This window comes from Pseudomonas sp. AC169, assembly GCF_979258515.1.
This window is the reverse complement of sequence record NZ_OZ409866.1, coordinates 2,899,367-2,926,250: the sequence shown is the minus strand read 5'-3', so window position 1 is coordinate 2,926,250 and position 26,884 is coordinate 2,899,367. Positions and strand designations below refer to the sequence as shown.

29 protein-coding genes are annotated in these 26,884 nt (G+C 58.9%); 19 read left to right on the top strand and 10 right to left on the bottom strand.

Going from position 1 to position 26,884, the window contains the following annotated elements; all coding sequences use genetic code 11:
• The first annotated feature begins 11 nt into the window (after positions 1-11).
• Genes rfbC through ACZZ0G_RS13250 form a run of 4 tightly spaced genes read left to right on the top strand, consistent with a single transcriptional unit; the run spans position 12 to position 4,242 of the window.
• On the top strand, positions 12-557 hold the full coding sequence (gene rfbC / locus ACZZ0G_RS13265; RefSeq protein WP_463556431.1) for a dTDP-4-dehydrorhamnose 3,5-epimerase: 546 nt from the start codon (positions 12-14) through the stop codon (positions 555-557).
• A 42-nt stretch (positions 558-599) separates the two neighbouring features.
• Positions 600-2,408 carry a sensor histidine kinase gene (locus tag ACZZ0G_RS13260; RefSeq protein ID WP_463556430.1) on the top strand — a complete coding sequence of 603 codons (1,809 nt, stop codon included), beginning with the start codon at positions 600-602 and terminating at the stop codon, positions 2,406-2,408.
• A complete protein-coding gene (locus ACZZ0G_RS13255; protein WP_463556429.1) occupies positions 2,405-3,790 on the top strand; it encodes a sigma-54-dependent transcriptional regulator in 1,386 nt (461 codons plus the stop codon). The genes ACZZ0G_RS13260 and ACZZ0G_RS13255 overlap by 4 nt, the downstream gene beginning before the upstream one ends.
• Positions 3,787-4,242, top strand: a complete 456-nt coding sequence (locus ACZZ0G_RS13250; protein WP_463556428.1) for a YiiD C-terminal domain-containing protein — start codon at positions 3,787-3,789, stop codon at positions 4,240-4,242. The genes ACZZ0G_RS13255 and ACZZ0G_RS13250 overlap by 4 nt, the downstream gene beginning before the upstream one ends.
• 205 nt (positions 4,243-4,447) lie before the next feature.
• Here ACZZ0G_RS13250 and cysQ read toward each other — a convergent pair whose 3' ends face one another.
• Entirely contained in the window at positions 4,448-5,275 is an 828-nt protein-coding gene (gene cysQ, locus ACZZ0G_RS13245) for a 3'(2'),5'-bisphosphate nucleotidase CysQ (RefSeq protein WP_463556427.1), read from the bottom strand.
• An 11-nt stretch (positions 5,276-5,286) separates the two neighbouring features.
• Positions 5,287-5,853, bottom strand: coding sequence for an ADP compounds hydrolase NudE (gene nudE / locus ACZZ0G_RS13240; RefSeq protein WP_463556426.1), 567 nt, complete (start codon positions 5,851-5,853; stop codon positions 5,287-5,289).
• Positions 5,854-5,941: 88 nt separating this feature from the next.
• Between nudE and yrfG the strand changes: the two genes are divergently transcribed.
• Entirely contained in the window at positions 5,942-6,604 is a 663-nt protein-coding gene (gene yrfG, locus ACZZ0G_RS13235; RefSeq protein ID WP_099757727.1) for a GMP/IMP nucleotidase, read from the top strand.
• Positions 6,605-6,712: 108 nt separating this feature from the next.
• Here the strand turns inward: yrfG and lysM are convergent, their stop codons facing one another.
• Positions 6,713-7,153, bottom strand: a complete 441-nt coding sequence (gene lysM, locus ACZZ0G_RS13230) for a peptidoglycan-binding protein LysM (RefSeq protein WP_322845545.1) — start codon at positions 7,151-7,153, stop codon at positions 6,713-6,715.
• A gap of 138 nt (positions 7,154-7,291) precedes the next feature.
• On the opposite strand from lysM, the gene ACZZ0G_RS13225 reads away from it, so the two are divergent.
• From ACZZ0G_RS13225 to ACZZ0G_RS13210, 4 genes are all read left to right on the top strand, one after another.
• Entirely contained in the window at positions 7,292-8,179 is an 888-nt protein-coding gene (locus tag ACZZ0G_RS13225) for a LysR family transcriptional regulator (RefSeq protein WP_463556425.1), read from the top strand.
• Between the two features lie 92 nt (positions 8,180-8,271).
• Positions 8,272-9,111 (top strand): formate dehydrogenase accessory sulfurtransferase FdhD, encoded by an 840-nt coding sequence (fdhD, locus tag ACZZ0G_RS13220; protein WP_463556424.1) that lies wholly within the window; start codon positions 8,272-8,274, stop codon positions 9,109-9,111.
• A complete protein-coding gene (locus tag ACZZ0G_RS13215) occupies positions 9,108-11,456 on the top strand; it encodes an FdhF/YdeP family oxidoreductase (RefSeq protein WP_463556423.1) in 2,349 nt (782 codons plus the stop codon). Before fdhD ends, ACZZ0G_RS13215 begins: the two co-directional genes overlap by 4 nt.
• A gap of 329 nt (positions 11,457-11,785) precedes the next feature.
• On the top strand, positions 11,786-12,268 hold the full coding sequence (locus tag ACZZ0G_RS13210; RefSeq protein WP_016986401.1) for a glycine zipper domain-containing protein: 483 nt from the start codon (positions 11,786-11,788) through the stop codon (positions 12,266-12,268).
• A gap of 54 nt (positions 12,269-12,322) precedes the next feature.
• Here the strand turns inward: ACZZ0G_RS13210 and ACZZ0G_RS13205 are convergent, their stop codons facing one another.
• The 4 genes from ACZZ0G_RS13205 to ACZZ0G_RS13190 all read right to left on the bottom strand — a co-directional run bounded on the left by ACZZ0G_RS13205 (position 12,323) and on the right by ACZZ0G_RS13190 (position 16,958).
• Positions 12,323-12,748 (bottom strand): acyl-CoA thioesterase, encoded by a 426-nt coding sequence (locus ACZZ0G_RS13205; protein ID WP_150750201.1) that lies wholly within the window; start codon positions 12,746-12,748, stop codon positions 12,323-12,325.
• A gap of 235 nt (positions 12,749-12,983) precedes the next feature.
• Positions 12,984-14,210, bottom strand: a complete 1,227-nt coding sequence (locus ACZZ0G_RS13200) for a 3-hydroxyacyl-CoA dehydrogenase (protein ID WP_463556422.1) — start codon at positions 14,208-14,210, stop codon at positions 12,984-12,986.
• A gap of 131 nt (positions 14,211-14,341) precedes the next feature.
• Positions 14,342-16,276: a RecQ family ATP-dependent DNA helicase gene (locus ACZZ0G_RS13195; protein ID WP_463556421.1), complete on the bottom strand. Its 1,935-nt coding sequence runs from the start codon at positions 16,274-16,276 to the stop codon at positions 14,342-14,344.
• A gap of 178 nt (positions 16,277-16,454) precedes the next feature.
• Positions 16,455-16,958, bottom strand: coding sequence for a polysaccharide deacetylase (locus ACZZ0G_RS13190; RefSeq protein ID WP_463556420.1), 504 nt, complete (start codon positions 16,956-16,958; stop codon positions 16,455-16,457).
• Positions 16,959-17,261: 303 nt separating this feature from the next.
• Here ACZZ0G_RS13190 and ACZZ0G_RS13185 point away from each other — a divergent pair, with 303 nt between their 5' ends.
• From ACZZ0G_RS13185 to nadS, 6 genes are all read left to right on the top strand, one after another.
• Positions 17,262-17,537, top strand: coding sequence for a hypothetical protein (locus tag ACZZ0G_RS13185; protein ID WP_122599488.1), 276 nt, complete (start codon positions 17,262-17,264; stop codon positions 17,535-17,537).
• A gap of 94 nt (positions 17,538-17,631) precedes the next feature.
• Positions 17,632-18,774: a hypothetical protein gene (locus tag ACZZ0G_RS13180; protein WP_463556419.1), complete on the top strand. Its 1,143-nt coding sequence runs from the start codon at positions 17,632-17,634 to the stop codon at positions 18,772-18,774.
• A 47-nt stretch (positions 18,775-18,821) separates the two neighbouring features.
• Positions 18,822-19,004: an antitoxin PaaA2 family protein gene (locus ACZZ0G_RS13175; protein ID WP_242209878.1), complete on the top strand. Its 183-nt coding sequence runs from the start codon at positions 18,822-18,824 to the stop codon at positions 19,002-19,004.
• 322 nt (positions 19,005-19,326) lie between these two features.
• Positions 19,327-19,626: a hypothetical protein gene (locus ACZZ0G_RS13170; protein ID WP_463556418.1), complete on the top strand. Its 300-nt coding sequence runs from the start codon at positions 19,327-19,329 to the stop codon at positions 19,624-19,626.
• Positions 19,627-19,736: 110 nt separating this feature from the next.
• On the top strand, positions 19,737-20,057 hold the full coding sequence (locus tag ACZZ0G_RS13165) for a type II toxin-antitoxin system RelE/ParE family toxin (RefSeq protein WP_463556417.1): 321 nt from the start codon (positions 19,737-19,739) through the stop codon (positions 20,055-20,057).
• Positions 20,054-20,341, top strand: coding sequence for a NadS family protein (nadS, locus tag ACZZ0G_RS13160; protein WP_038359833.1), 288 nt, complete (start codon positions 20,054-20,056; stop codon positions 20,339-20,341). The genes ACZZ0G_RS13165 and nadS overlap by 4 nt, the downstream gene beginning before the upstream one ends.
• A gap of 106 nt (positions 20,342-20,447) precedes the next feature.
• On the opposite strand, the gene ACZZ0G_RS13155 is transcribed toward nadS, so the two are convergent.
• Together ACZZ0G_RS13155 and hslO are read right to left on the bottom strand one after the other, a co-directional pair.
• Positions 20,448-21,989 (bottom strand): phosphoenolpyruvate carboxykinase, encoded by a 1,542-nt coding sequence (locus ACZZ0G_RS13155; RefSeq protein WP_463556416.1) that lies wholly within the window; start codon positions 21,987-21,989, stop codon positions 20,448-20,450.
• Positions 21,990-22,170: 181 nt separating this feature from the next.
• Positions 22,171-23,073, bottom strand: a complete 903-nt coding sequence (hslO, locus tag ACZZ0G_RS13150) for an Hsp33 family molecular chaperone HslO (protein ID WP_463556415.1) — start codon at positions 23,071-23,073, stop codon at positions 22,171-22,173.
• Positions 23,074-23,177: 104 nt separating this feature from the next.
• On the opposite strand from hslO, the gene ACZZ0G_RS13145 reads away from it, so the two are divergent.
• A complete protein-coding gene (locus tag ACZZ0G_RS13145; RefSeq protein ID WP_463556414.1) occupies positions 23,178-23,978 on the top strand; it encodes a phosphatase PAP2 family protein in 801 nt (266 codons plus the stop codon).
• A 121-nt stretch (positions 23,979-24,099) separates the two neighbouring features.
• Here ACZZ0G_RS13145 and ACZZ0G_RS13140 read toward each other — a convergent pair whose 3' ends face one another.
• A complete protein-coding gene (locus ACZZ0G_RS13140) occupies positions 24,100-24,507 on the bottom strand; it encodes an RNA-binding S4 domain-containing protein (RefSeq protein ID WP_463556413.1) in 408 nt (135 codons plus the stop codon).
• A 116-nt stretch (positions 24,508-24,623) separates the two neighbouring features.
• On the opposite strand from ACZZ0G_RS13140, the gene rimA reads away from it, so the two are divergent.
• Genes rimA through rimK form a run of 3 tightly spaced genes read left to right on the top strand, consistent with a single transcriptional unit; the run spans position 24,624 to position 26,802 of the window.
• Positions 24,624-25,403: a S6 modification regulatory phosphodiesterase RimA gene (rimA, locus tag ACZZ0G_RS13135; protein WP_463558854.1), complete on the top strand. Its 780-nt coding sequence runs from the start codon at positions 24,624-24,626 to the stop codon at positions 25,401-25,403.
• A 17-nt stretch (positions 25,404-25,420) separates the two neighbouring features.
• Complete coding sequence (gene rimB, locus ACZZ0G_RS13130) at positions 25,421-25,900, top strand: retropepsin-like aspartic endopeptidase RimB (protein WP_007917936.1); 480 nt, start codon at positions 25,421-25,423, stop codon at positions 25,898-25,900.
• Positions 25,897-26,802, top strand: coding sequence for a 30S ribosomal protein S6--L-glutamate ligase (rimK, locus tag ACZZ0G_RS13125; RefSeq protein WP_007949201.1), 906 nt, complete (start codon positions 25,897-25,899; stop codon positions 26,800-26,802). Before rimB ends, rimK begins: the two co-directional genes overlap by 4 nt.
• Positions 26,803-26,884 lie beyond the last annotated feature (82 nt).

The following is a 26,884-nucleotide window of genomic DNA, read 5'->3' as shown; positions in this document are numbered from 1 at the left end:
ATGGAAAACCCATGAATGTAATCACCACCGACCTGCCCGGTGTCCTGATCATCGAACCCAAGGTGTTTGGTGACGAGCGCGGGTTTTTCTACGAAAGTTTCAATGCCAAAGCTTTCCAGGACGCCACGGGGCTGGACAAGCAATTCGTTCAGGACAACCACTCGCGCTCGCAAAAAGGCGTATTGCGTGGCCTGCATTACCAACTGCAACACACCCAGGGCAAACTGGTCCGGGTAACCGCCGGTGAAGTACTGGATGTAGCCGTGGACATTCGCCGCAGCTCGCCGAATTTCGGCAAGTGGTTGGCCGTGCGTCTGTCGGCTGACAATCACCGCCAATTGTGGATCCCGGAAGGTTTTGCCCATGGTTTTCTGGTGCTGAGCGAATTCGCCGAGTTCCTCTACAAAACCACCGACTACTACACGCCGTCGGCAGAACGCAGCATTCGCTGGGATGATTCGGACCTGGGCATCGACTGGCAACTGGGCGAACCACCGAAATTGTCGGCCAAGGATCAGGCCGCTGCCTTTTTCAAGGACGCTGACGTCTTCGCCTGAGCCTAGGCATAATGCGCCTGTCACCCCAGGCGCATCAGGCTCATGAAACCATCCCTCCCCCGCAGACCCCGCTGGCGCAGCCTCGCGCTGCTGGCCCTGTGCCTGGCGCCGCTGCTGTGGCCACTGGAACATCTCGCCGAGCGTTATTACCGCAGCGAACTGGCCGGGCAGAACCGTCAGACCCTGGACCTGTACGTCGCCAACCTGCTGGGCACCCTGCACCGCTATGAAGTGTTGCCGCAGATCCTTGGCGATCTGCCGGCGCTGCGTGCGGTACTCGGGGCGCCGGACGACGGTGTCACCCAAGGCAATGCCAATCGCCTGCTGAAGAACATTGCCGCGCAGACCGGCGCCGAAGTCATGTACCTGATGGACACCAGCGGGCAAACACTGGCGGCGTCGAACTGGGACAAGCACGACAGTTTCGTCGGCCGCAATTTTTCCTTCCGCCCATATTTCAGCGAAGCCATGGCCGGGCGTCTGGGGCGGTTTTTCGGCCTCGGTACCACATCGGCCAAACGCGGTTACTTCTTCGCCGCTGCCGTGCGCAACGGCGAAAAAATCATCGGCGTGCTGGTGATCAAGGTCGACCTCGACCACACCGAAAGCCTGTGGGGTAAAACCCCGGAGCAACTGCTGGTCACCGATCACAACGGCGTGGTCATCCTCACCTCGCGCCCGGAATGGCGCTTTCGTTCGACCCGTAACTTGAGCGACAGCGAACGCTCGGCGATCACCGCTATCCAGCCTTACCCGACCCGCGAGCCACGCCCGCTGAACCTTAGCCCGACTGCGTGGCTGATCCAGACCCACGACATCGCCGAAACCGGCTGGAGCGTCAGCATCCTCGCCCCGCGCACGCTGATCGACCGCCCGGTGCGCACCGTAGTGGCCATCGGCGGCGCCACACTGCTGGTGCTGATGCTGTTGCTCGGCCTGATGATGCAGCGCCGTCGGCATTATCTTGAACGCATCGCGTTCGAAGCCAAGGCACGCCGCGAGCTGGAAGGCCGGGTGGCGGAACGCACCAGTGACCTCGAAGGCCTCAACCGACGCTTGAAGGAGGAAGTGCTGGAGCGTGAACAGGCTCAGCAGGAACTGGTGCGCGCCCAGGACGACCTGGTTCAGGCCGGCAAGCTGTCGGCGCTGGGCACCATGTCAGCGAGCATCAGCCACGAACTCAATCAGCCGCTGGCAGCGATCCGCAGCTACGCGGAAAACGCCGAAGTGCTGCTCGATCATCAGCGCACCGACGACGCTCGCGGCAATCTCAAACTGATCAGCGAACTGACCGGGCGCATGGCCTCGATCATCGCCCACCTGCGCGCCTTCGCCCGCCGCGATCGCCATGCCCCGGAAAGCGTCGCCTTGCAACCGGCGCTCGACGATGCGCTGGCCTTGCTGGCCAAACGTCGGCGCAGCATGGAAGTCGAACTGATCCGCGATCTGCCCGCCGCCACGCTGTGGGTCGAGGCCGGGGAAACGCGTCTGCGCCAGGTGCTGGGTAATCTGTTGGCCAACGCCCTCGACGCCCTCACCGAGAAAGGTCCGCCGCGCAAACTCTGGCTGAGTGCCGAATCCACCGCCGAAGGCGTCAATCTGTACATTCGCGACAACGGCCCGGGTTTCTGCATGGAAGCTCTCGGCCGCGCCAGCGAGCCCTTCTACACCACCAAGACCCGCACTCAGGGCTTGGGTTTGGGGCTGGCGATTTGTGAAACGCTGATGCGCGCCTTCGGCGGTGAACTGTCGTTCGCCAACCACAAGCAAGGTGGCGCCTTGATTACCCTGCGGCTGCGCGCCGGTGCGCCCGGGGTCAGCCTGCAACCGTCCGAGGATCGAAGTGCATGACCATCGACAATCGCATTCAGGTGGTGTTGATCGACGACGATCCGCACCTGCGTCAGGCCCTCGGCCAGACCCTGGATCTGGCCGGTCTGAAAATTCTGCCGCTGTCCGAAGCCAAGGGCCTGGCCGCTCAACTGGAGCGTGACTGGCCGGGCGTGGTGGTCAGCGACATCCGTATGCCGGGCATGGACGGTCTGGAATTGCTCAGCGAATTGCACGCGCAAGATCCTGAGTTGCCCGTGCTGCTGATCACCGGCCACGGCGATGTGCCGTTGGCAGTGCAAGCCATGCGTGCTGGCGCTTATGACTTCCTCGAAAAACCCTTCGCCAGCGACGCGTTGCTCGACAGCGTGCGCCGCGCCCTCGACCTGCGTCGGTTGGTGCTGGACAACCGCAGCCTGCGCCTGGCCCTCAGCGACCGCAATGAACTGAGCGCGCGACTGGTCGGCCATTCGACGCCCATGCTGCGTCTGCGCGAACAGATCGGCGCACTGGCCGCGACCAAGGCGGACGTGCTGATCCTCGGCGAAACCGGCGCTGGCAAAGAAGTGGTCGCGCGCGCCTTGCACGATTTATCCAGCCGCCGTAACGGCCCGTTCGTGGCGATCAATGCTGGCGCACTGGCCGAGTCCGTGGTGGAAAGTGAACTGTTCGGCCACGAACCCGGCGCGTTCACCGGCGCGCAAAAACGCCGCATCGGCAAGTTCGAATTCGCCAATGGCGGCACGCTGTTTCTCGACGAAATCGAGAGCATGAGCATGGACGTGCAAGTGAAACTGCTGCGCATGCTGCAGGAGCGCGTGGTCGAACGGCTGGGGGGCAATCAATTGATCCCGCTGGACATCCGCGTCATCGCCGCGACCAAGGAAGACCTGCGTCAGGCCGCCGATCAGGGCCGCTTCCGCGCCGACCTGTATTACCGCCTCAACGTTGCACCACTGCGCATTCCGCCGCTGCGCGAACGTGGCGAAGATGCATTGGTGCTGTTCCAGCACTACGCAGATGAAGCCAGCGCCCGCCACGGCTTGCCGCCACATGAACTGCAACCGGCACAACGCGCCTTGCTGCTACGTCACACCTGGCCGGGCAACGTGCGCGAACTGCAGAATGCCGCCGAACGTTTCGCCCTCGGTCTGGAACTGGCGCTGGATAACGCTGACGCCGAAGGGGGTGGCAGCAGCACCGTTGAGGTCATCAATGGCGGGCTCAGCGAGCAGGTGGAAAACTTCGAGAAGTCGTTGATCGCCGCCGAACTGGCGCGCTCGCACAGTTCGGTGCGCAGCCTCGCCGAAGCCTTGGGTATTCCGCGCAAGACTCTGCATGACAAATTGCGCAAGCATGGTCTCAACTTCGGCGACAGCAGCCATGGGGACGAGAACGAATGAGCACAGACACTCGCTATCTGGAGTCGGTCCTGCATCACGACATCCCGCTGACACGGGACATGGGCCTCAAAGTGCTCGACTGGCATGAACAGCAGTTGAGTCTGCATTTGCCACTCGAGCCGAACGTCAATCACAAGAGCACCATGTTCGGCGGCAGCCTTTACTGTGGCGCGGTGCTGGCCGGTTGGGGCTGGTTGCATTTGCGTTTGAAGGAAGAAGGCATCGCCGACGGACACATCGTGATTCAGGAGGGGCAGATCAGTTACCCGCTGCCAGTTACTGGCGATGCCACGGCGATTTGCCCAGCGCCTGATGCGAAGGTGTGGAAGAAGTTTCTGGCGATGTATCAGCGTTATGGGCGGGCGCGGTTGACGTTGAATACGCGGATCGTCAATGCGGGTAGCGATGAGGATGCAGTGAGGTTTACCGGCCAGTACGTTTTGCACCGCTGAAGATCAAAAAACCCTCACCCTAACCCTCTCCCGGAGGGAGAGGGGACTGACCGAGGTGTCTTGCGTTGTGCATCGACCTGAAAGATCGCAGCGATTATGGATTCAGCAAACCTCGACCAGGTCAGCGCTGCTTTCCAATATCCCTCGATCGGCTCCCTCTCCTGGGGGAGAGGGCTGGGGTGAGGGGGATTGCGGATCAGCCCACTTAACCCCGAGCCAACTCCAACAATCTGGAACGCCAGGCCGCCTTCGCAGGCAGCGCCAAAAAGAACTCGTTCAACAGCGATTCCCGCGCCGGATAACAGAATGCCTCCCCGCGCAAATCCAGCACCTCACCACCCGCACCTTCCAGCACACCTTGTGCCGCCGCCGTGTCCCACTGCGAAGTCGGTGCCAGTCGCGGATAGCAATCCGCCGCACCTTCGGCCAGCAGGCAGAATTTCAGCGAGCTGCCAATGTTGGCCAATTGCAACTCGCCCAGACTCGCACTCAACCCGGCGAGCAAGCGTTCCTGCTCGGGACTCGAATGGCGACGACTGGCAACCACGGTAAACGCCTCTTCCGGCCCTGGCACATCACGCACCTGAATCGAAACCGGCGTGCCGCCGTGGTCGCAGCGCCATGCCCCAAGCCCGGCGCCGCCGATGTAGAAACGACCGTTGGTCGGCATCGACACCACGCCAAATACTACTCGACCGTTTTCGATCAGCGCGATGTTGACGGTGAACTCTTCACTGCCGCTGATGAATTCCTTGGTGCCATCCAGTGGATCCACCAACCACCAGCGCTGCCAGCCGGCGCGCACGCTCTGGGGGATGTTGGCGTCTTCTTCCGACAACACTGGAATGCTCGGATCCAGCGCCGTCAGCCCGGCGACGATCAAGTGGTGCGCAGCCAGATCCGCCGCCGTCACCGGCGAGTCATCGGATTTGGCGCTGACCTCAACGTCAACACGCCAGAACGGCAAAATCGCCGCGCCAGCCTGCAATGCCAGCTCAACCACTGGCGCCATCAACGGGTGGGGAAAATTCATCGACACTTCACTCATGCAGGGAAAAACCCGCGCTGGGTCAGCAGATCGCGGGTCAAATACAGGGCGGCCAAGGCGCGACCTTCGGAGAATTGTGGATTGAGCGCCAGCGACGACAGTTCGCGCAGGTTCACTTTATCGACACGCATCGGCTCGGGTTCGTCGCCTTCCAGACGCTCTTCGTACAAATCAGTGGCCAGAACAACCTGAATCTTCTGGCTCATATAACCGGGCGACAGCGACAGCTCGGTCAGATGTTCCAGTTGTTTTGCGCCAAAACCCGCTTCTTCCTTCAGCTCACGCTCGGCTGCCGCCAGTACATCTTCGCCCGGTTCGATCAAACCTTTAGGCAAGGACAGTTCGTACTCATCGGTACCGCCGCAGTATTCCTCGACCAGCACTGCGTGCTCGCTGTCCAGCATCGCCACGATCATCACCGCGCCGTAGCCCGCACCCTTGCCGACCAGACGTTCGTAAGTGCGCTCCACGCCGTTGGAAAAGCGCAGCTTGAGTTCTTCGACGCAAAACAGGCGACTGGTGGCGACGATCTCGCGGGCAAGTACGGTGGGTTTCTGGCGCATGCAAAGCTCCTTGGCGTGAACGCGCTACTATAACGCGGCTTTCCCGATTGTTTACGTCGGATATCTTTCTACCGCTCGAGACGTTGCCATGCCTTCATTACCGTGGTCCGACATCGATACCGTTCTGCTCGACATGGACGGTACGCTGCTGGATCTGCACTTCGACAATCATTTCTGGCTGGAACACCTGCCCCAGCGTTACGCCGAACTGCACGGGGTCAGCCGGGCCATGGCCGAGATGGAATTGCAGCCGCTGTTCGAACGCCACGCCGGCCAGTTGCAGTGGTACTGCCTGGATTTCTGGAGTGCCGAGTTGAAGTTGTCGGTGCGTGAATTGAAACTGGAAACTGCGCATCTGATCGCCTTGCGCCCGGACGCCGATACCTTTCTGGAAGCGATCAAGCGTGCGGGCAAACGGGTGATCATGATCACCAACGCGCACCGCGATTCACTGTCGTTGAAGCTTGAGCGGATTGAGCTGGCGCCGTATTTCGAGCGGCTGATCAGCTCGCATGATTACGGGTTTCCCAAGGAGAACCCGCAGTTCTGGGATGCCTTGCAGGCGGACATCGGCTTTGATCCGGCGCGCAGTCTGTTTATCGACGATACCTTGCCGATTCTGCGCAGTGCGCGGGATTTTGGTGTCGCGCATTTGTTGGCGGTGAAAGAGCCGGACAGTCGTAAAGGTCCGAAGGACACGGCTGAGTTTGCCGCAGTCGAGGACTATCGCAGTTTGATTGCAGGGCTTTGATTCCGAGTTGCCCCATTCGCGAGCAGGCTCGCTCCCACATTTGGAATGCGATCCAATGTGGGAGCGAGCCTGCTCCGGGCGGTGTTCCGACGAAGGCGTTTCGGCGTATTACTCAGGGATACGCAAAGTCTGCCCCGGATAGATTTTGTTTACGTCCTTGAGCATTGGTTTGTTGGCGTCGAAAATTTTCTGATACTTGTTGGCATCTCCGTACACGCGCAGAGAAATCGCGCTGAGGGTGTCACCCGACTTGACCACGACAAATTGCGCGGCCGTGACAACTGGCCCGCTCACGGTGATCTGGTCATCAACGCTGCCAACTCCGGCAATATTGCCCACCGCCAGCAGAATCTTCTCTTTCTCTTCCTGACTCGCGACTTCACCGGTAACGGTCACTTTGTCGCCATCCACCGTCGCCTGCACATTCGGATTGCCCAGCCCGACCTTGCTGATGTGTTCCTTCAACTGCTCACTGGCATTGGCGTTGCCCGGGGTCAGCAGATCGATCAGCTTCTCACCAGCTTCTTTGACAAAACTAAAAAGGCTCATCGTGGTTCTCTCCATGGAATAAAGGGTCAGTCGTCCAAGCCTAGACCACCTCAGACAAACCCGGTTCCAAGCCGACCAATGACCCTGCCGCCGCGCAAGCGGTAGAATCGCCCAACCCTGCCAGCGCCCGGAGCGAAGATGGACATCAAGCAACTGAAATTCCTCATCGCCCTCGACGAAACCCGCCACTTCGGCCAGGCCGCCGCGCGTTGTCATATCACCCAGCCAACCCTGTCGATGCGCCTGCGCAGCCTCGAAGAAGAACTCGACCTGCCGCTGGTCAACCGTGGCCAGCGCTTCGAAGGTTTTACCGCGCCGGGTGAACGCGTGCTGGCGTGGGCACGTTCGGTGATGGCGGCCTATGACGGTTTGCACGCGGAAGCGGCAGCGTGTCGTGGCAACCTGATCGGCACTCTGCGACTCGGCGTGGTGCCGTTGTCGAGTTTCGATCCGCTGCCGCTGATGCAACGCCTGCATGCCGCACACCCGGACCTGCGCTTTGAAATGTCGGCACTGAGCTCCGAGCAGATCCTCGAACATTTGGCGAACAACCGCATCGACATCGGCGTGTCCTACCTCGATCGTCTGGATAACGAGCGCTTCGAATCCCTGGCCTTCAGCGAAACCCGCATGGGTCTTTTATACGACCAGCGAACCTTTACCTTCGGCGACGCACCGTTGAGCTGGGAATCACTGATCGAACTGCCGCTGGGCATGCTCACCAGCGGCATGCACTTTCGCCAGTCCATCGACCATAACTTCCATAGCCGTGGCCTGAACCCGCAACCATTGTTGCAAACCGACGCCGTGCATCAATTGTTACAAGCCGTACACGGCGGGTTCTGCTGCGCAATCATGCCGTTGGACGGCGGTCTGGAAAAACTCACCGACCACCTGCGCCTGCAACCCATCGAAAACGCCCAGACCCTCGCCCCGCTGGGCTTGATCATGCGTCGCGGGGCGCCACGCTCGGCGCTGGCCGAGGCTTGTTTCGCGCTGTATCAGAAATCGCCAACGGCAGCTTGATCGACGGCATCTATCGATAGATCGACACTAGCGATTAGACGCGACAACTTGCCGCGCCTAGTCTTAACGTTGATCAAACCGTCGGTGATGCCATGAACGCCAAGCGCCCAGCCTGCGCGGCGCCTGCACTTGAAACGCCCGCGCCTGCCGCCAGCCAGATGTACAGTTACAGCGATTTGCCCCGCGAGGAATCGGCCAGCACTGCGCTCGCCGAGGAAGTCGCGTTGGCGATTGCCTACAACGGCATCAGCCAGGCGGTGATGCTGGTGACGCCGACTGACCTTGAAGACTTCATCGTCGGCTTCAGCCTCGGCAGCGGCATCATCATCGATGCCACCGACATCTATGACCTGCAACTGACCGGCGCCGGCTCCGCGCAATATGCACAAGTAACCATCGCCAATCGCGCGTTCTGGAACCTCAAGCAGCAACGCCGGCAAATGGCAGGCACCAGCGGTTGCGGACTGTGCGGGGTTGAAGCGGTGGAGCAGGCGTTACCTGATCTGGATATCCTTCCCGGTGCGCCATTGCCACCGATTGAATGGCTCGACGGTTTGCGTCAGCGCATCAGTGCATTTCAACCTTTGGGCCAGTACTGCGGTGCGGTGCACGCGGCGGTGTTCATGAACGCCAGCGGTGAATTGCTGCTCGGCCGCGAAGACATCGGCCGGCACAACGCCCTCGACAAACTGATCGGTGGGCTGATCCGGCAAAAGATATCCACAGCAGGCGGCCTGGCGATTGTCACCAGCCGCTGCAGTCTCGAATTGATCCAGAAAGTATTGCGCGCCGGCATCCAGACTCTGGTCAGCCTGTCCGCGCCCACGGGCCTTGCCGTGCAATGGGCCCGTCGACACAACCTCAATCTCATCCACCTGCCGCAGAAAAGTGCGCCGCGGGTGTACAGCCCCGCGATGGAGAATCAAGCGTGAGCCAACATCATCAAGCCGACCAGAAACCTGTCCCGCGCTACAAGCCTTACAAAGGCGCTGCCGGCGGTTGGGGTGCCCTGATCAGTGTGGCCCAGGCCTGGTTGACCAGCGATAACGCCCTGAAGAACCTGCGCATGATGCTCAAGACCAACCAGAACGGCGGTTTCGACTGCCCCGGTTGCGCCTGGGGCGATTCGCCGGAAAGCGGCATGGTCAAGTTCTGCGAGAACGGCGCCAAAGCGGTGAACTGGGAAGCGACCAAGCGCCGCGTCGATGCCAAGTTCTTCGCCAAACACAGCGTCACTTCGTTGCTGGAGCAGAGCGACTACTGGCTGGAATATCAGGGTCGTCTCACCGAGCCGATGGTCTACGACGCCGAAACTGATCGCTACAAGCCGATCAGTTGGGACGACGCCTACACCCTGATCGCCAAACACCTGCAAAGCCTGCCGAGCCCGGATCTGGCCGAGTTCTACACATCGGGTCGCGCCAGCAACGAGGCGGCGTACCTGTATCAGCTGTTCGTGCGCGCCTACGGCACCAACAACTTCCCTGACTGCTCGAACATGTGTCACGAGGCCAGCGGTGTTGCCTTGGCGCAAAGCGTTGGCGTCGGCAAAGGCACCGTGACCTTTGACGATTTCGAACACGCCGACGCAATTTTCGTCTGGGGCCAGAACCCGGGCACCAACCACCCGCGCATGCTCGAACCGCTGCGTGAAGCGGTGAAGCGCGGCGCTCAGGTGGTGTGTATCAACCCGCTGAAAGAGCGTGGTCTGGAACGCTTCCAGCATCCGCAGCACCCGATCGAAATGCTCACCAACGGCGACAAGCCGACCAACACCGCATACTTCCGCCCGGCTCTGGGTGGCGACATGGCGGTATTGCGCGGCATGGCCAAGTTCCTGCTGCAGTGGGAGCGCGATGCGCAGAAGGCCGGCGAACCTGCTGTGTTCGATCACGACTTCCTCAACGCCCACAGCGCCAACGTCCTCGAGTACCTGGGCGTGGTCGATGACACGCCGTGGGAGCAGATTGTCGAGCAATCCGGCCTGACCCTTGTGGAAATCGAGCAAGCCGCGCGCATGTACGCCAAGGGCAAGAACGTGATCATGTGTTGGGCGATGGGCATCACCCAGCATCGCCATTCGGTGCCGACCATTCAGGAAATCGCCAACCTGATGCTGCTGCGCGGCAACATCGGCAAACCCGGCGCCGGCCTGTGCCCGGTGCGCGGTCACAGTAACGTGCAGGGCGACCGCACGATGGGCATCAACGAGCGTCCGCCGGTGGCATTCCTCGACTCGCTGGAACGGCGCTTCCAGTTCAAGGTACCGCGCCACAATGGCCACAACGTGGTCGAGGCGATCCACGCGATGGCCGAAGGTCGCGCCAAGGTCTTTATCGGCCTGGGCGGCAACTTCGCTCAAGCGACGCCAGACAGCCCGCGTACATTCGAAGCACTGAGCAATTGCGACCTGACCGTGCAGATCAGCACCAAACTCAACCGCAGCCACCTGGCCCATGGTAAAGACGCGCTGATCCTGCCGTGCCTCGGTCGTACCGACATCGACATCCAGACCGAAGGCCCGCAAGCGGTGACCGTGGAAGACTCGTTCAGCATGGTTCACGCCTCCAACGGTCAGTTGCAGCCGCTGTCGAACCAGATGCGCTCCGAGCCGTCGATCATCGCCGGCATCGCCGCTGCCACGCTGGGCAGCAAACCGGTGGACTGGAACTGGCTGGTGGCCGATTACGGGCGCATCCGCGAACTGATTGCCGACACCATTCCCAATTTCAAAGAGTTCAACGAGAAGATCAAGAACCCGGGCGGTTTCTATCTCGGTAACAGCGCTGGCGCGCGCAAGTGGAACACGCCGTCGGGCCGGGCCAACTTCCGCGCCAACATGCTGCCCAAGGATCTGGTGCACGAACGCACCCGCGCCACCGGGCAACTGCCGGACCTGATTCTGCAATCGATGCGCTCCCACGATCAGTACAACACCACGATTTACGGTCTCGACGACCGTTATCGCGGGGTGAAAGGCCAGCGTGATGTGCTGTTCGCCAACGAGGCCGACATCATTCGTCTGGGCTTCCGGCCGGGGCAGAAGGCTGACATCGTGTCGCTGTGGGACGATGGTCGTGAGCGTCGTGTGAAGGGCTTCACTTTATTGGCGTTTGATATTCCGGCCGGGCAAGCGGCGGCGTATTACCCGGAAGTGAATCCGCTGGTGCCGCTGGAGAGCACTGGGGATGGCAGCCATACGCCGACATCGAAGTTCATTGCGATTCGGTTGGAAGCGGCGAGTGAGACCGGGTTGATCATGGCTAAATCCGCATAGCGCGGTGTCAGTACCGGCCTATTCGCGAGCAAGCTCGCTCCCACATTGGAATGCGGTTCAAATGTGGGAGCGAGCTTGCTCGCGAAAGGGGTGGGACATTCAATACATTTCGTCCCGCTCGCACTTTTCAAACGCCCACAAAAAAAGGCCGCTTTTTCACAAAAGCGGCCTGTCCGAAGTAGCTAAAGACCGGCGAAAATCGGTTAAGTTCCGGTGAAAAAACAGTAACTTGCAAAATTGTATACAAGTCGTGTTATTCGTCGGATTTCGATTGTCACGCTCGTTACACAGCCTCAGGATCGGCGCCGTCATCCCTTTGAGGCTCATCTATGAAGTTCTCCTCGATTCTCTTGTTGTCCCTTGGCCTGGTCAGTGGTTTTGCTTCCGCAGGCGGCACCACCGAAGCAGGTGTGGGCGGCGCATTGGGCGGGGTTCTTGGCTCGGTCGTCGGTCAGTCCTTAGGCGGCAATACAGGTTCCACCATCGGCGCAGCCTTGGGCGGCGCGGGTGGTAGTGCGGTCGGCGCCGACAAACGCAGCCGTGGCGAAGCCGCCATCGGTGGTGCGCTGGGCGCAGCCGGCGGTAACGTGGTCGGCCGCAGCATGGGCGGCACCACCGGCAGCCTGATCGGCTCCGCAGCAGGTGGCGGCGCCGGTGGCGCGCTGGGCAACTACATGGGCAACAAGAGCGATGACGACGATCGTCGCTACGACCGTCGCCATGATGATCGCCGCTACTATCGTGACGACCACCGTGGTCGCGGCCATGCCTATGGCCACCGCAAGCATCACAAGTACTATCGCCACCGTTAAGGCGAATGCTTGAACAAAAATCGCAGCCGAGGGCTGCGATTTTTTTTGCCTTTTTTAAACCACCAAGTATTCCAGGGCCTGCCGCAGCTTCGCGGGAATCGGCACTGGCTGGTTGCTCGCCCGATCGACGAATACATGAACGAAGCGCCCGGCCGCACACGCCTCGCTTTCGCCGACCTTGAACACCGCCAGTTCATATTGCACCGAACTGTTGCCCAACTTGCCGACTCGCAGACCGATCTCGATCAGATCCGGGAAGGCGATCGAGGCAAAGTAATCGCACGCCGAACTGACCACAAATCCAACCACCTCACCGTCATGGATATCCAGACCACCGACCTGTATCAGGTAGGTGTTCACCGCCGTGTCGAAGAAGCTGTAGTAGGTGACGTTGTTGACGTGACCGTAGGCGTCGTTGTCGTGCCAGCGCGTGGTGATGGGCTGGAAATGCGGGTAGTCGGTGCGCTGAGGGGTGGACATGGTTGGGCTGATTCTCTTGTTTTTCAGTGAGGGCGCTTGCCCTCACCCTAGCCCTCTCCCAGTGGTAGAGGGGACTGACCGAGGTGTTCTCTCGAAATACACCGACCTGATCCTTCGAGTCGAACTCAAATGTTGAAACCCACGCAGATCGGCTCCCTTTCCCCCTCGCCCCCTTTGGGGGCGGTCCGACGTTTCGGGAGGGCTGGGGTGAGGGGGATCGATTCTGGCGGCGACATCACATTTGAGCAAACCCCTTCCCTTGCGCCGCCAACTCACCAATCAACCGCGCCGGTTTCCACTGATCGCCCTGCCGCGTCTCCAGCGCCAGCAAACGCTGATGAATATCCGCCAGCCCCTGCTGATCCGCCCAGGCCATCGGCCCGCCCTTGTCCGCCGGGAAGCCATAGCCGTTCAGATACACCAGATCGATATCGTGCGCCGACTCGGCAATACCCTCCTGCAAAATCTTCGCGCCTTCGTTAACCAATGCCAGCAGACAACGCTCCAGAATCTCCTCAGGACCGATCTCACGGCGCTGGAAGCCCAGCCCTTCGCTGACCTGCAATACCAGCGCATCGACCTCAGGATCGTGCTCAGCCTGACGACTGCCCGGCTCGTAATGGTAATAACCGTTGCCGGACTTCTGGCCAAACCGGCCCATCTCGCACAAGCGGTTATCCACCTGAACCTCCGGCGCATCCTGGCCCTTGCCGGCAAGCTCGCGGGCACGCCACTCCAGATCAATGCCGACCACGTCGTACATGCGAAACGGCCCCATGGCAAAACCGAAACCTTGCAGCGCCGCGTCGACCTGCTGTGGATAAGCGCCCTCAAGCAACATCTTGCGCGCCTCCAGCACATACGGATGCAACATGCGATTGCCAATAAACCCGTGGCAGTTGCCCGACACCACACTGACCTTGCCCATGCGCTGGCCCAGCGCTAGCGCTGCTTCCAGAGCGGCCGGCGAAGTCTGCGCGCCGCGTACGATCTCCAGCAGTTTCATGATGTGCGCCGGGCTGAAGAAATGCAGGCCGAGCACTTGCTCCGGACGCCTTGTCGCCGCAGCAATCGCATCGATATCAAGCGCCGAGGTATTGCTCGCTAAAAGTGCCTCAGGCTTGAGCAAGCCATCCAGCTCACGGAAGATCTTCTGCTTCAGCTCAAGATTTTCGTACACAGCCTCGATCACCAGATCGACATTGCGAATCGCCGCGTAATCCGCCGCCGCACTGACCCGCGCCAGACGCGCATCCGCCTCGGTCTGAACAATCCGGCCTTGGCGCACGTTGTGTGCATAGGTTTCGGCGACGGTGGCGAGCGCCTGTTCAAGCATCTGTGGATTGTTATCCACCCACTGTACGCTCACGCCAGCATTCGCCAGGCACATGACAATGCCACGGCCCATGGTTCCCGCGCCGATCACCGCGGCCTGCTGAATATCGAAGGATGTCTGGCTCATGTTGTTCTCTTGTTGGCGATCCAAAGACTGGTCTCACCTTAGTCAGCCAACGACGGTTTTTGAAGTTTATTACCGTGATGATCGACATTCAGCGGATGGATGCAGGTGCCCTGATCCCACAGGATGTTTGTTCAACCGAGCAAATGATCGTCAGCCCAGCTGCGCACTTCGGCGTAGGGATACTCTTCCAGTGCCGCAAACCCGGGAATCGCCCGCGCCTTGAGCTTGGTGAACAACGGCACGCTGATCCCGCACAGAAACCTTGTCAGCCGCTCCGCCGTCGGAATCGCCCCGGTGTGCTGCTCATGCCTGTGGATAAAATCGCCGCACAGCGCCGCAAAATTTTTATCCACAAGCGCGGGCAACTCTGGTGGTGCCGGCAATCGCGCTACCTGCCCGTGACACACCGAACAATGCCCACACTGCTCGGGCGCATTGTGATCACCGAAATACTCGGCCAGGCGATAACCCAGGCAACGCTCGGTGGCGAATACTTCAAGCATCGCGTGGATACGCGCCACTTCCGCCTGCTCATGCCGGGTGAAATACTCGTGCAGTTCAGCGTTCAGGGCATCGCTGTCAAAGTCGCTTCGCAGCAGGCTGTAGACCTCGGTCATCTGCTTGCTTTCCAGTTCGACCCAGCCCTTCTCCTGAAAGTAATCCAGCGCCTTCACCACTCGATTGCGCTCGGCGGAATACTGCGCGTACATCGCCTCGAAATTCACCGTGGCCCAGGTGCGCGCGCGCGCCGAGGTCTGAATGATCGCCGCTACGAAATCCCTGCGCTCCCCGTCGAAACGCTCAAGCAGCGCTTCGGGTTCCAACAGGTATTTGAAACGGTATTCGGCGTAATAGGCATAGCGCGGCGCGATCAAACCGCGCAGCTCCAGTTGTACCAGCAATGTTTTCAGCGGCAGCGAGCGAATATTGCTCTGATCCGCCAATGGCCCGAGCAGAAACTCCCACTGCCCTTCCGGCACCGAAGCTTTCAACTCGTCGAGCACATAGCGAATTCCGTCGCGCTCCGGCGTATCGCCATAGACGAAGTTTTCCAGCACATTGAGGCTGTCGCGATTGGCCAATACCAGGCAGTCCGACGGCTGCCCGTCACGCCCGGCACGGCCGATTTCCTGACTGTAGTTTTCGATGGATTTGGGCAGGTCGAAGTGCACCACATTGCGGATATCACTCTTGTCGATGCCCATGCCGAACGCGATGGTCGCGACGATGCAATTGGATTGCCCGGCCATGAAGCGCTTCTGGATCGCTTCGCGTTTGTCGTGGGCTAAACCGGCGTGATACGCCTCGGCCTGAATGCCGTTGCGCTCAAGGTGTTCGGCGATGTGTTCGGCGGTTTTCTGCAAGGTCACATAGACGATGCTCGGCTGCCCCGCACGCTCGGCCATCCACTCCACCAGACGCCGGCGCTTGTCCTGACCGCGCACCGGTTCGACCAGCAGATTGAGATTGGGCCGGTAGAAACCGGTAGTCACCACATCGTCAGCGGCGATAGCGAATTTGGCCTGCATGTCGGCGATGACTTTCGGCGTTGCCGTCGCCGTCAGCAGCAAGGTCTGCGGGATGTTGAACTGGCGTTGGTAGTCCGGCAGCTTGAGGTAATCGGGGCGGAAATTGTGGCCCCATTCCGAGATGCAATGCGCCTCATCCACCACCAGCAGCGAGATCGGCACCTGCTGCAAAAAGTTGCGGAAACGCTCGTTCTTCAAGCGCTCCACCGAGATCATCAGAATCTTCAACTCGCCCGAACGGGCGCGGGTCATCACGTCATTGGCGTCATCGCGGCTCTGCGCCGAATCGATGCTGCCGGCCGAAATACCGTGTCTTTGCAAAAAGGCCAACTGATCCTGCATCAGCGCCAGCAACGGCGAGACCACCAACGTCAGGTGCGGCAGCATCAGTGCCGGCAATTGATAGCAAATCGACTTGCCGGAACCGGTGGGGAAAATCGCCGCCGCCGAGCGCCCGGCCAGCACCGCGCTGATCGCCGCTTCTTGTCCGGGTCGAAACTGTGGAAAACCAAAAACCTGTTCCAGGGTGTTGTGCATTCGCTGTCACTCCATTGACTGCTGCCATGCCAACAGCCTAGCGGGCGATCGCAGCGAGTCGAGAAAAGGTCGGGGCCAAATCGATTCGGAATGATACAGCGATTACTTGAACGCCACGGTCCTTGTGGGAGCGAGCCTGCTCGCGAAGAGGCCGGTCAGAACAACACAAAACTGAGATTCACGGACGCAACACCGCCACCCGCAACTGCTCGTTCAGCATCTGCTCATGCACACCTTGGCTCTTGCTCGCCCACAGCGCATGGGCCGGGCTGATGTCGCCGGTGAACGCTGCCGCCAACTGACGCAAGTCAGCGACACTGCGCACGCGCGGGCAGAACACTTGTTCATCACAGTTCTTGCTGGCATTGCGATAGGTGCTCAACAATCCCTCCCAGAGACCGTCACGCACGTGGCGAATCGACTTCAGTTGCACATGGGGCACACCGAGTCGCTGCTCAAGCCCTTCCTCATCCAGTGCTTCGCTGGCTAACAAGGCTTTGCCGAACATCAACACTTCACCGCGTGAAGCCGTGTCCATGCTCGCCTGGCTGATAAGTGCTTCCGGCCAATCGGTGCGATCAAGACGATCCAGCACCCATGCATTGCCAACATCAGAGGCCATGGCCAAACGGCAAGTGCCCAGCCCGAGCAATAAAATTGCGGCCATTCGTAGCCAGTGCATACCTAATTCCCTTTAAGCGCGTGTCAGACGTTTGGAAACGCCCTACAGATTCTGGCGCGCACGATACAGCGGTTTACCGCGAATCGCCTGACAATCACGTAGGAATTATTACGCCTAAGGGTTTTGGCCTGAAAAAGCTGCGAAAACACGTAAGGCATTTCCTAAAAACACGGAAAAACCCCTACGAGTACTGTCCATTGCCGCCATCTTGTCCCACAGAGAAACGCCCTTCTATAGTGGCCGGCGCGGCTGCAAACACTCTGCCGGCCCGCCCCAGCGCCTTAGAACAGGACACGCCTGACAATGATCAACCGCTATCGCCCACTCAAGACTTGCTACAGCGAAAACCCGGTACTGCTTATCGACAGCCACTCCAGCCAGACTGACCTGATCAATGCCGCCGATCAGCGTTTACGCGCAGCCGGAGATTTGCTGGAGACACTCTATTGCTTATGTTTCAAACAGGCTGATGTGAAAGATATTCCCAACATCGTCAATGCGCTTTATTTGCTGGTACAGGACAGTTGCGATTTGCTTGAAGTTGCCAAACAAAAACCACCACAAACAACATACAACTAAGCCGCATTACAAATGCGGAAACACCACCACGCTTTATTTATACATTCAACTAACACTAACTTGTCCGCTCTTACAACTAAACGAGAGCAACACCATGACAGTGTTAACTATATTTTTTTGCGGCACCGGTTCCAACAAGTTCGATACCGCCCATGAAAACTTCTGGGACGGCGAGCTGATTTCCACGCTGGCTTCCCACCATACCGGCCGTGAGTTCGCCGAATGGATCGTCGTTGACGGGCCGGGCAGCGGCAACCTGCAAGCCGACGACCTATTCACCAAGACCAAGGAGTACGGCCTTACCGGCACACTGTTCGGTAAAGGCTGGGAGGAAAACGTGCAGCATGCCGTCAATGTTATCAAGGGCAAGTGCGACTGGCAGCGTGAGCAACTGACCGAAGCCGAATACAACCGCCTTAAAGCCGCCGGTATTCCTATTGACGATGTCAAAGTCGAAGGCTCGTGGATGTGGCGAAAGTACAACTACGGCGACCGCAGCATTACTCAACAGAAGTTACAGGAAGGGATCATCAGAACGTTCCGCAAAGATGGCATTATTCCCACCCGCGTCAATCTGGTGGGTTGGAGCCGAGGGGGTGTAAGTTGTCATATGCTGGCCAATGCGATGCTCAATGATCGCGAACTGAACAATATTCCGGTCAATATATTCGCCCTTGATCCAGTACCAGGAATCGGCAACTTCCAGGATCAGCGCGTCAAACTCGGCGCCAACGTCAAAGAATATGTCGCCTTCTATGCCCGCGATGAACGCTCCAAAGGTTTCAGCTGTGTCATTCCGCAAACCGCCACTGGCACTAAAACCCGCGTCTACCCGATGGCCGGCCGCCACGCGACCATGGCCGGCAATGCCACCGCTAGTGGTGGCGTGCCCACCAGCAGCGGCGACCTGAAAACTCTGGTCGAGCCTGGCCGCATCGTCCGCCACCTCGCCGAAACCTGCCTCAAGCGCTGGGGCGTGCAACTGAACAAAACCCTGAACCTGAGCGAAACAGATCTGCTGCGCCTGACGGGCGCCATCGTCGCCGACGAATCGCGCTACAAGAAGATGCACAGCGTTTCCTACACCTACTTCACCGAACTGGATAAAGGTGAGCGCTACGTGTCTCTGGGCAGCAAAGGCGTGCCGTTCTCGGCGGTGAAAGGCCCGATCTACGCGCCTGCGACGGGGCTGACGACGAGTGTGCTGGATGTGGCGGCGTATCGGGTTATTGGTTGAGGCGGAGCGGCGACCGATAGGTTTTTAACCAAGAAGGAAATAGAACGATGAACAGTACGAGCGGTGAATCGGAAAAGGCTAGCGACGAGGAAACCTACGAGGCATGGTTCATCCGGCAGGTCCAAGCCAGCATTGATGATCCTCGGCCAAGCATTTCCGATGAAGTAAGCAGGAAACTGATGGCAGATAAACGCGCTCGTTTAAGACGTCTGAAGGATTGTCAGCAATGACCTATTGAATCTACGTCCTGTTCCTACAAGGACAGACTCCTTGTCTTCTATCGCCGTCGTGTAGCTCGTCTCTATAGTCGTGACTGTCGCTGCCAAATCAGCGGCTCGGGCTTGGTCACCCGTATTAGATGCGCATTCACAGTCGTTGTATGCTGCTGGCGCTTTTTTGTGTCAGCACGCTTTATGGCGGCTGTGTTCGGGACACCTTCGGGTGTGCCGGTTGTGAATGCCTCATCGGTTGACCAACCCGAACGCAGTCCGCCACCTATCGCTTGGTCACGGTGGGCGCGGATTCTCATGACGCATAACGAGGCAAAAAATAATGAAATCATGGAATCAATTCACCACCGATCGCTACCGCCCACTCGAATCCAACCTCACCGACACCAAGCCCCTGATCATCGACACACACGCCAACCCGCAAGACATCCTCGAATGCGCCGTCCAGCGCCTGCGCGCTTCAAGCGACCTGCTACGCACCCTTTACTGCCTCAACTTCAGACAAGCCGACGTCGAAGACATCCCCCACATCACTCACGCCCTCTATCTACTGACGCAGGATGGCTGTGACCTGCTGCAGGTTGCGCAGCAGCGAATGCTCAATTGGAAAGCTCCGGCCTAAGGCTGCGTGGACAGATCGCTCTCATTCTTAAGTGAGAGCGATCAGAAACCAGTCATCCTTTTCAAACACTTCAGCGTTGCCTCGAAGTAAGTCACTGGCGTACATTGACGATGATTTTTATTGAGACTTCAGTCTTCACCCGCCGAGTAATCGAGCTTCTGGACGACGACACCTATGCAGCCTTTCAAAAGCAGCTAGTTGTGAACCCGTCTATCGGCGATTTAATCGAAGGGGCAGGGGGCGTTCGTAAAGCTCGAGTAGCCTCCAAGGGTCACGGCAAACGCGGTGGCGCCCGAGTGATCTACTACCACTTTGTCTCGGCGTCACAGATCGCTTTGTTGATGATTTACCCAAAAAATGAACAACACGATCTGACCCATGATGAACGGAAAGCTTTGAAAGCCATGATCGGAAACTGGAGACAACCATGAGCAAGTTTTTTGATGAGCTGATGGAGAGCGTGCAGGAGATGGATGAAATTCTGCGGGGTGAAAGAAAACCCTCCCGCGAATTTTATGTTGATGCATTACAGGTCAAAGAAATTCGTAAAGCCACCGGAATGACACAAGCAAAGTTCGCGGCGTTAATCGATGTCCAACTCGGAACTTTGCGTAATTGGGAGCAAGGTCGTCGGGTACCAACCGGGCCAGCTAAAGCATTACTCAAGGCCATCCATAATGATCCAGTTCATGTACTGAATGCGTTGGCTGATTGAGCAGCATTCTGCGGGAATAATGGCAGTCTAGCCTTTGCCTCAGGATCAGTTACCCACAAAAAAGCCGCCCCTAAAGGGCGGCTTTTTCATTCACAACAAACCAATCTTACAACTTAGGCCCAGCAGCCTTGATCGCGTCGCTCACTTCGAACTTCTTGAAGTTCTCGATGAACAGACCGGCCAGTGCTTTCGCTGCCTCGTCGTACGCAGCCTTGTCAGCCCAGGTGTTGCGTGGGTTGAGCAGGTTGGTTTCAACGCCCGGTACGGCCAGTGGCACGTCGAGGTTGATGGTGTCGAGGTGTTCGGTGGCTGCACCGATCAGCGCGCCGCTCTGGATCGCTGCGATCACTGCGCGGGTGGTCGGGATGTTGAAGCGTTTTCCGACGCCGTAGCCGCCGCCGGTCCAGCCGGTGTTGACCAGGTAAACCTTGGAGCCGAAGCCGCGGATGCGCTTGATCAGCAGCTCTGCGTATTCGCCGGCTGGACGCGGGAAGAACGGTGCGCCGAAGCAGGTGGAGAAGGTCGACTTGATGCCGCTGCCCGAACCCATTTCAGTCGAGCCCACCAAAGCGGTGTAGCCGGACAGGAAGTGGTAGGCCGCTTGTTCTTCGTTGAGGATCGACACTGGCGGCAGGACGCCGGTCAGGTCGCAGGTCAGGAAGATCACCGCGTTTGGCTCGCCACCGAGGTTGTGCTCGGAACGCTTGGCAACGTGCTCCAGCGGGTACGCGGCGCGGCTGTTCTGGGTCAGGCTGACATCGGCGTAGTCGGCGTGCTTGGCGTCGTCGATGACAACGTTTTCCAGCACAGCGCCGTGCTTGATGGCTTTCCAGATAACCGGCTCGTTCTTCTCGGAGAGGTCGATGCACTTGGCATAGCAACCGCCTTCGATGTTGAACACCACGCCTTCGCCCCAGCCGTGTTCGTCGTCACCGATCAGGTAACGGCTTTCGTCAGCCGACAGGGTGGTTTTACCGGTGCCCGACAGACCGAAGAACAGGGTCACGTCGCCTTCTTCGCCGATGTTGGCAGCGCAGTGCATTGGCAGCACGTCAGCGGCCGGCAGCAGGAAGTTCTGCACGGAGAACATGGCTTTCTTCATCTCACCGGCGTAACGCATGCCAGCGATCAGCACTTTCTTCTGTGCGAAGTTGAGGATCACGCAACCGTCGGAGTTGGTGCCGTCACGCTCAGGCACGCACTCGAAGTTGGCCACGTTGAGCACTTGCCACTCTTCACGACCGGCCGGGTTGTACTGGGCCGGGTTGATGAACAGGCAACGACCGAACAGATTCTGCCAGGCAGTCTGGGTGGTCATTTTCACGGCCAGGTAGTGATCTTCCGCCGCGCCTACATGGACGTGGGACACAAAGTGCTCTTGCGCGTTGTTGAATGCTTCTACGCGAGTCCACAGCGCGTCGAACTTATCGGCCGGGAACTTGCGGTTGATCGGGCCCCAGGCGATAGCGGCCTGGGTGGAAGGCTCTTCAACGATGAAACGGTCAACAGGCGAACGACCGGTGCGGTGACCAGTGCGAACAACCAGAGCGCCGGTATCGGCAAGCTCGCCCTCACCGCGGTTCAGGGCTTCTTTTACCAGATCATCAACACTCAGATCGGTGTACACGGCGTTATTGGCTTGCGTCATGAGGTTCCCCGTCGGCCAGTGGCCGAGTGTGCTCCAAACGTTTTGTAGTAGAAAGTCGTGCACTACTACCGCGAAAAAAGTGGGCCGGATTATGCCAGAAAAGCCCAAAAAGAGTAGGGTCCTCCCGTCGTAACGGCGATATTCCGTCGTTACGCAGTGAATTTACCTGCGCTGAACCGTTTTAGTGCCGGGTATCTGACGGCGTGTCGACGCCTGCGCCAGCGAACAATTGAGCAATATCGGCCGCGTCGAACAGGTATTGCTGATTGCAGAACTGGCAATCGATCTCGATAGTGCCGCCGTTCTCTTGAACCAATTGCTGTGCATCTTCAAGACCCAGACTGACCAGCGCGTTGCCCGAACGCTCGCGTGAGCAGGTGCAACGGAAGCGCAGGTTCTGCACATCGAACAGGCGCACCTGCTCCTCATGGTAGAGGCGATGCAACACGGTCTCGTTGTCCAGGCTCAACAGTTCATCGGCGGTCAGCGTGCTGGCCAGTGCGGTGAGGTGCTGCCAGCTGGCGGCGCGCTCTTCTTCGTCTTTCAGGCGATCGGCCGGCAGTTGTTGCAGCAGCATCCCGCGAGCACGACGGCCGTCGGCAAACAGCTTGAAACGCGTGCCGACCTGTTGCGACATGACGAAATAATTGGTGAAGCATTCCGACAGGGTTTCGCCGTCGAGATCGACGATGCCCTGGTAGCGCTGACCGACAGTCGGGTCGACGGTCAGGGTCAGGTCACCGCCCGGCATCAGGTCGGCAAGGGTCGCGTCAGGCGCGATCTGCTCGGCGTTGTAACGCGCCAGGCCACGGATCTCGCGCTCGCTGGAGCATTCGATCATCAGCAGCGGGATCGGCCCTTCGGAACGTGCCTGCAGAATCAGCAAGCCATCGAACTTCAGGGTGCCTACCAGCAACGAGGCGGCGGCCATCAGTTCGCCGAGCAATTGCGCTACCGGTTCCGGGTACGGGTGCTTGGCGAGAACTTCGGCATAGCTGCGCTCAAGCGCAACCAGTTCGCCGCGCGTGTCGCTGTCATCGAAGATGAAACGTTGGGTGAAATCGGTATCCGCTAGGTCGGTCATAATTTGGGTATCTGAATGTGGTGACAAAATGGTTACAAGACGTGAAAATTTGCGCTTCTTGGCACCCTTTTTGGTGCCGACTGCTCTGCCATGGGAGGCATTTTATGAACAATCCGGGTTTGTTCCAATCAAGGTGGAACCTCGGCCGGCTGGTTCTGTGCAACGTAGTGCCATTAGCGCTACTGGCTTTCTGGTTATGGCCTACGGGCAACGCGCTGTGTGTGATTTTCGACGAGTGGCTGTTCCGCTCGCTCAATGCACCCTTGGCCAGCAACCCGATATGGCTCCACATCTGGGCAATTGCAAGTCTGCGTCCGTTCGATATCGTCGTCGGGCTGATTTTGCTGACGCTGCTGATCAAGGGCGACTGGGTGTTCAAGGCCATTGATGTGCGTCGCGCATTCTTCGGTTTTTTCTCGATCCTGCTGTTGATGGTGGTGATCCGCGCGCTGTTTTCCAAGTTCGCCGACCACATGGACTGGCAGCACAGCAGTCCGTCGATGGTGCTGGAAGGTGCGGTACACATCAGCGATTACTTCCCGCACCTGGAGAAGACCTGGGAACTGAAAGACCGCTCGGGCCAGAGTTTCCCGGGTGATCACGCTTCGGTATTACTGATCTGGGCGCTGTTCATGGGTGTGTTCAGCCGCACGGTCGGCCAATTCGTGACGATCTGGGGTCTGGCGCTGTTGTTCATGCTGCCGCGACTGGTGGCCGGTGCGCATTGGGGTCAGGACGATTACATCGGCGGCGTGCTGCTGGCGGTGTGGGCGTTGGGTTGGGGTTACTACACGCCGTTCGCGTATCACGCCGCGAATTTCTGGCTGAAGGTGACGGCGCCGATTTTCGCGTTGCTGGGCAAGTTGCCGCTGGTTTCGCGTATGAGTGTGGTACGTAGCGCCTGATACCGAGTTGTCTTCGGCGAGGGCTACGCCCTCGATTCGCGAGCAGGCTCGCTCTCACATTGGATTGCAATCTTCTGTGGGAGCGAGCCTGCTCGCGAAGAGGCCAGCACCAACAACGCGATTATTCGTCGTTACTGCTGCCGCGAAACTTGAACAAATCCCGCCGCTGCTTCTTGCTCGGTTTGCCATCAGTGCTAACGCCCAACGCGCCCGCCTTGCGCATCGCCGCAGCCGCTTCACGCTTGGCAATGCTCGCCTCGGTCTCGGCATACAGCGTCTGCGCTTCCGGCGCCCCGCGCCGCACAATCGACAACGCCTCGACCTTCACCGTACGCACTTCAAAACCGGTTCGAATCTCGAACTCATCACCAACGCGTGGCTCTTTGCCAGGCTTGCAGCGTTCGCCGCGACAATGCACCTTGCCGCTCTCGATTGCTGCTTTGGCCAAGGCGCGGGTCTTATAAAAACGCGCAGCCCACAGCCACTTGTCGAGACGGACCTTGTCGTCCTCTTCGCTTTTTTGTGCCATTTGAATTCCTCGTTCAGCCAGTAGTCGGAACTGTACTACCGTTTCTGGCGGGCGCAAGAACTCGAGCCTCCAGATAGACTGTGATCTTGGCCGGTTCATCGGCATGGAGTGATCGAGTGACTAAATTTCCGTCTTCATTAACCTCACCCAAGGCCGGTTGCCAAGGGTGTCAGCAAAGCGAACCGCTGGGCTTCGACTTTTCCTTCGCCTATCAACCCATCGTCGATCTTCGCGACCAGTCGGTTTTCGCCCATGAAGCGTTGGTTCGTGGTGTGGCCGGTGAAGGCGCATTCACTGTGTTGAATCAGGTAACAGAAGACAACCGCTACCGTTTCGACCAGCTCTGCCGGACCCGCGCCATCGAAGGCGCGGCCGATCTTAATATGCAGACACACTTGTCAATCAACTTCATGCCCAACGCGGTCTATCGTCCAGAGCTGTGCATTCGCAGTACGCTCGAGGCAGCAAAAAAACACCGTTTCCCTATCGACCGGCTGATTTTCGAAACCCTGGAAAGCGAGCACGTAGATAACTATCGCCATTTGACCAATATTCTGCGTGAATACCGCGAATTCGGCTTCAAGACCGCCATCGACGATTTCGGTGCGGGTTATTCGGGGCTCAATCTGCTGGCTGATTTCCAACCGGACCTGATCAAACTCGACATGGCGCTGATCCGCGATGTCGATCAAGACCGTGTTCGTCAGGCGATCGTCCGGGGGATTGTCACAATCTGTGCGGAGTTGGACGTTACAGTCATTGCCGAAGGCATTGAGAGCGCCGGTGAACGGGATTTCCTGGCGGACTGTGGAATATTTCTGATGCAGGGCTACTGGTTCGCCAAACCTGCATTCAAAGCGCTGGCTCGGGTTTCGCCTGACGCCTGGGCGCGTTAATCGTTGGTTTTTTTCTATTGAAGACATTTGACCATTTGACCGTTGTCGGTCTGCGCGAGTGGGTGGCGCTCCCGGATTTGGGAGTCGCGGGCCTGCGAGCGAAAATCGACACCGGTGCCAGCACTTCCAGCCTGCATGCCACCGACATCGAGCCGTTCGAACGCGACGGCGAGAAGTGGGTGCGTTTCACTGCGCATCTGGGCACGGTGGTGCAACTGCGTCACCGCCGCTGCGAAGCACCGCTGGTAACCCGCAAAACCATTAAAAGCTCCAACGGCCATGCGCAGGTGCGCTACGTGATCAGCACCACCCTGGCCCTGGGTGATCGAGTGTGGCCGGTCGAGTTCACCCTCGCCTGCCGCAAGTCGATGCGTTATCGCCTGTTGCTCGGTTCCAAAGCCCTGATCGATGGCCAGTTGGTGGTCAATCCGGGCATCAAATATGTACAAGACAAGCCGGTGTTCCCGGTATCTACCTCCTCCACAGGTGTTGCATGAAGATCGCTGTGCTGTCGCGGAACCCGCGTCTGTATTCCACCCGCCGTCTGGTCGAAGCCGGAACCGAGCGCGGGCATGAAATGGTAGTGATCGACACCTTGCGCGCCTACATGAACATCGCCAGCCACAAGCCGCAGATCCACTATCGCGGCAAACCGCTGGAAGGCTTTGACGCGGTGATTCCACGGATCGGCGCGTCGGTGACGTTTTATGGTTGCGCGGTGTTGCGTCAGTTCGAAATGATGGGGGTGTTCCCGCTCAATGAATCGGTGGCCATTGCCCGTTCGCGGGACAAGCTGCGTTCGCTGCAATTGCTGTCGCGACGCGGCATCGGTTTGCCGGTGACCGGGTTTGCCCACTCGCCGGATGACATTCCCGATTTGATCGACATGGTCAACGGCGCGCCGCTGGTGATCAAGGTACTGGAAGGCACTCAAGGTATCGGTGTGGTGCTGTGCGAAACCGCCACGGCGGCGGAATCGGTGATCGAAGCGTTCATGGGCCTGAAACAGAACATCATGGTTCAGGAGTACATCAAGGAAGCGGGCGGTGCGGATATTCGTTGCTTTGTGGTCGGTGACAAGGTGATCGCGGCAATGAAGCGCCAGGCCAAACCGGGTGAGTTCCGTTCAAATCTGCATCGCGGCGGCAGTGCTAGCCTGATCAAGATTACCCCGGAGGAACGCATGACCGCGTTGCGCGCCGCCAAGGTCATGGGCCTGGCGGTGGCGGGTGTGGATATTCTGCGTTCCAATCACGGGCCATTAGTGATGGAAGTGAATTCGTCGCCAGGGCTGGAAGGGATCGAGACCACCACAGGGAAGAATGTGGCGGGGATCATCATTGAGCATCTTGAGAAGAATGGCGGGCCGAATATGACCCGCACCAAAGGCAAAGGCTAAAAAGTCAGCTTCGAGCGGCAAGCTTCAAGCGGCAAGTCAAAACCGCTTTTGCTTGCAGCTTGCAGCTTGAAACTCGTCGCTG

Bases quoted from the DNA above. Each gene is read 5' to 3' on its own strand.
- ACZZ0G_RS13255 (WP_463556429.1), top strand. From the start codon at position 2,405: ATGACCATCGACAATCGCATTCAGGTGGTGTTGATCGACGACGATCCG.
- ACZZ0G_RS13180 (WP_463556419.1), top strand. From the start codon at position 17,632: ATGACAGTGTTAACTATATTTTTTTGCGGCACCGGTTCCAACAAGTTC.
- ACZZ0G_RS13225 (WP_463556425.1), top strand. From the start codon at position 7,292: ATGGACATCAAGCAACTGAAATTCCTCATCGCCCTCGACGAAACCCGC.
- rfbC (WP_463556431.1), top strand. From the start codon at position 12: ATGAATGTAATCACCACCGACCTGCCCGGTGTCCTGATCATCGAACCC.
- ACZZ0G_RS13195 (WP_463556421.1), bottom strand. From the start codon at position 16,276: ATGCACAACACCCTGGAACAGGTTTTTGGTTTTCCACAGTTTCGACCC.
- nudE (WP_463556426.1), bottom strand. From the start codon at position 5,853: ATGCGCCAGAAACCCACCGTACTTGCCCGCGAGATCGTCGCCACCAGT.
- ACZZ0G_RS13210 (WP_016986401.1), top strand. From the start codon at position 11,786: ATGAAGTTCTCCTCGATTCTCTTGTTGTCCCTTGGCCTGGTCAGTGGT.
- nadS (WP_038359833.1), top strand. From the start codon at position 20,054: ATGAGCAAGTTTTTTGATGAGCTGATGGAGAGCGTGCAGGAGATGGAT.
- hslO (WP_463556415.1), bottom strand. From the start codon at position 23,073: ATGACCGACCTAGCGGATACCGATTTCACCCAACGTTTCATCTTCGAT.
- ACZZ0G_RS13260 (WP_463556430.1), top strand. From the start codon at position 600: ATGAAACCATCCCTCCCCCGCAGACCCCGCTGGCGCAGCCTCGCGCTG.
- ACZZ0G_RS13175 (WP_242209878.1), top strand. From the start codon at position 18,822: ATGAACAGTACGAGCGGTGAATCGGAAAAGGCTAGCGACGAGGAAACC.
- ACZZ0G_RS13165 (WP_463556417.1), top strand. From the start codon at position 19,737: ATGATTTTTATTGAGACTTCAGTCTTCACCCGCCGAGTAATCGAGCTT.
- ACZZ0G_RS13200 (WP_463556422.1), bottom strand. From the start codon at position 14,210: ATGAGCCAGACATCCTTCGATATTCAGCAGGCCGCGGTGATCGGCGCG.
- rimK (WP_007949201.1), top strand. From the start codon at position 25,897: ATGAAGATCGCTGTGCTGTCGCGGAACCCGCGTCTGTATTCCACCCGC.
- ACZZ0G_RS13145 (WP_463556414.1), top strand. From the start codon at position 23,178: ATGAACAATCCGGGTTTGTTCCAATCAAGGTGGAACCTCGGCCGGCTG.
- yrfG (WP_099757727.1), top strand. From the start codon at position 5,942: ATGCCTTCATTACCGTGGTCCGACATCGATACCGTTCTGCTCGACATG.
- ACZZ0G_RS13170 (WP_463556418.1), top strand. From the start codon at position 19,327: ATGAAATCATGGAATCAATTCACCACCGATCGCTACCGCCCACTCGAA.
- ACZZ0G_RS13155 (WP_463556416.1), bottom strand. From the start codon at position 21,989: ATGACGCAAGCCAATAACGCCGTGTACACCGATCTGAGTGTTGATGAT.
- cysQ (WP_463556427.1), bottom strand. From the start codon at position 5,275: ATGAATTTTCCCCACCCGTTGATGGCGCCAGTGGTTGAGCTGGCATTG.
- ACZZ0G_RS13250 (WP_463556428.1), top strand. From the start codon at position 3,787: ATGAGCACAGACACTCGCTATCTGGAGTCGGTCCTGCATCACGACATC.
- fdhD (WP_463556424.1), top strand. From the start codon at position 8,272: ATGAACGCCAAGCGCCCAGCCTGCGCGGCGCCTGCACTTGAAACGCCC.
- ACZZ0G_RS13190 (WP_463556420.1), bottom strand. From the start codon at position 16,958: ATGCACTGGCTACGAATGGCCGCAATTTTATTGCTCGGGCTGGGCACT.
- lysM (WP_322845545.1), bottom strand. From the start codon at position 7,153: ATGAGCCTTTTTAGTTTTGTCAAAGAAGCTGGTGAGAAGCTGATCGAT.
- ACZZ0G_RS13140 (WP_463556413.1), bottom strand. From the start codon at position 24,507: ATGGCACAAAAAAGCGAAGAGGACGACAAGGTCCGTCTCGACAAGTGG.
- ACZZ0G_RS13205 (WP_150750201.1), bottom strand. From the start codon at position 12,748: ATGTCCACCCCTCAGCGCACCGACTACCCGCATTTCCAGCCCATCACC.
- ACZZ0G_RS13185 (WP_122599488.1), top strand. From the start codon at position 17,262: ATGATCAACCGCTATCGCCCACTCAAGACTTGCTACAGCGAAAACCCG.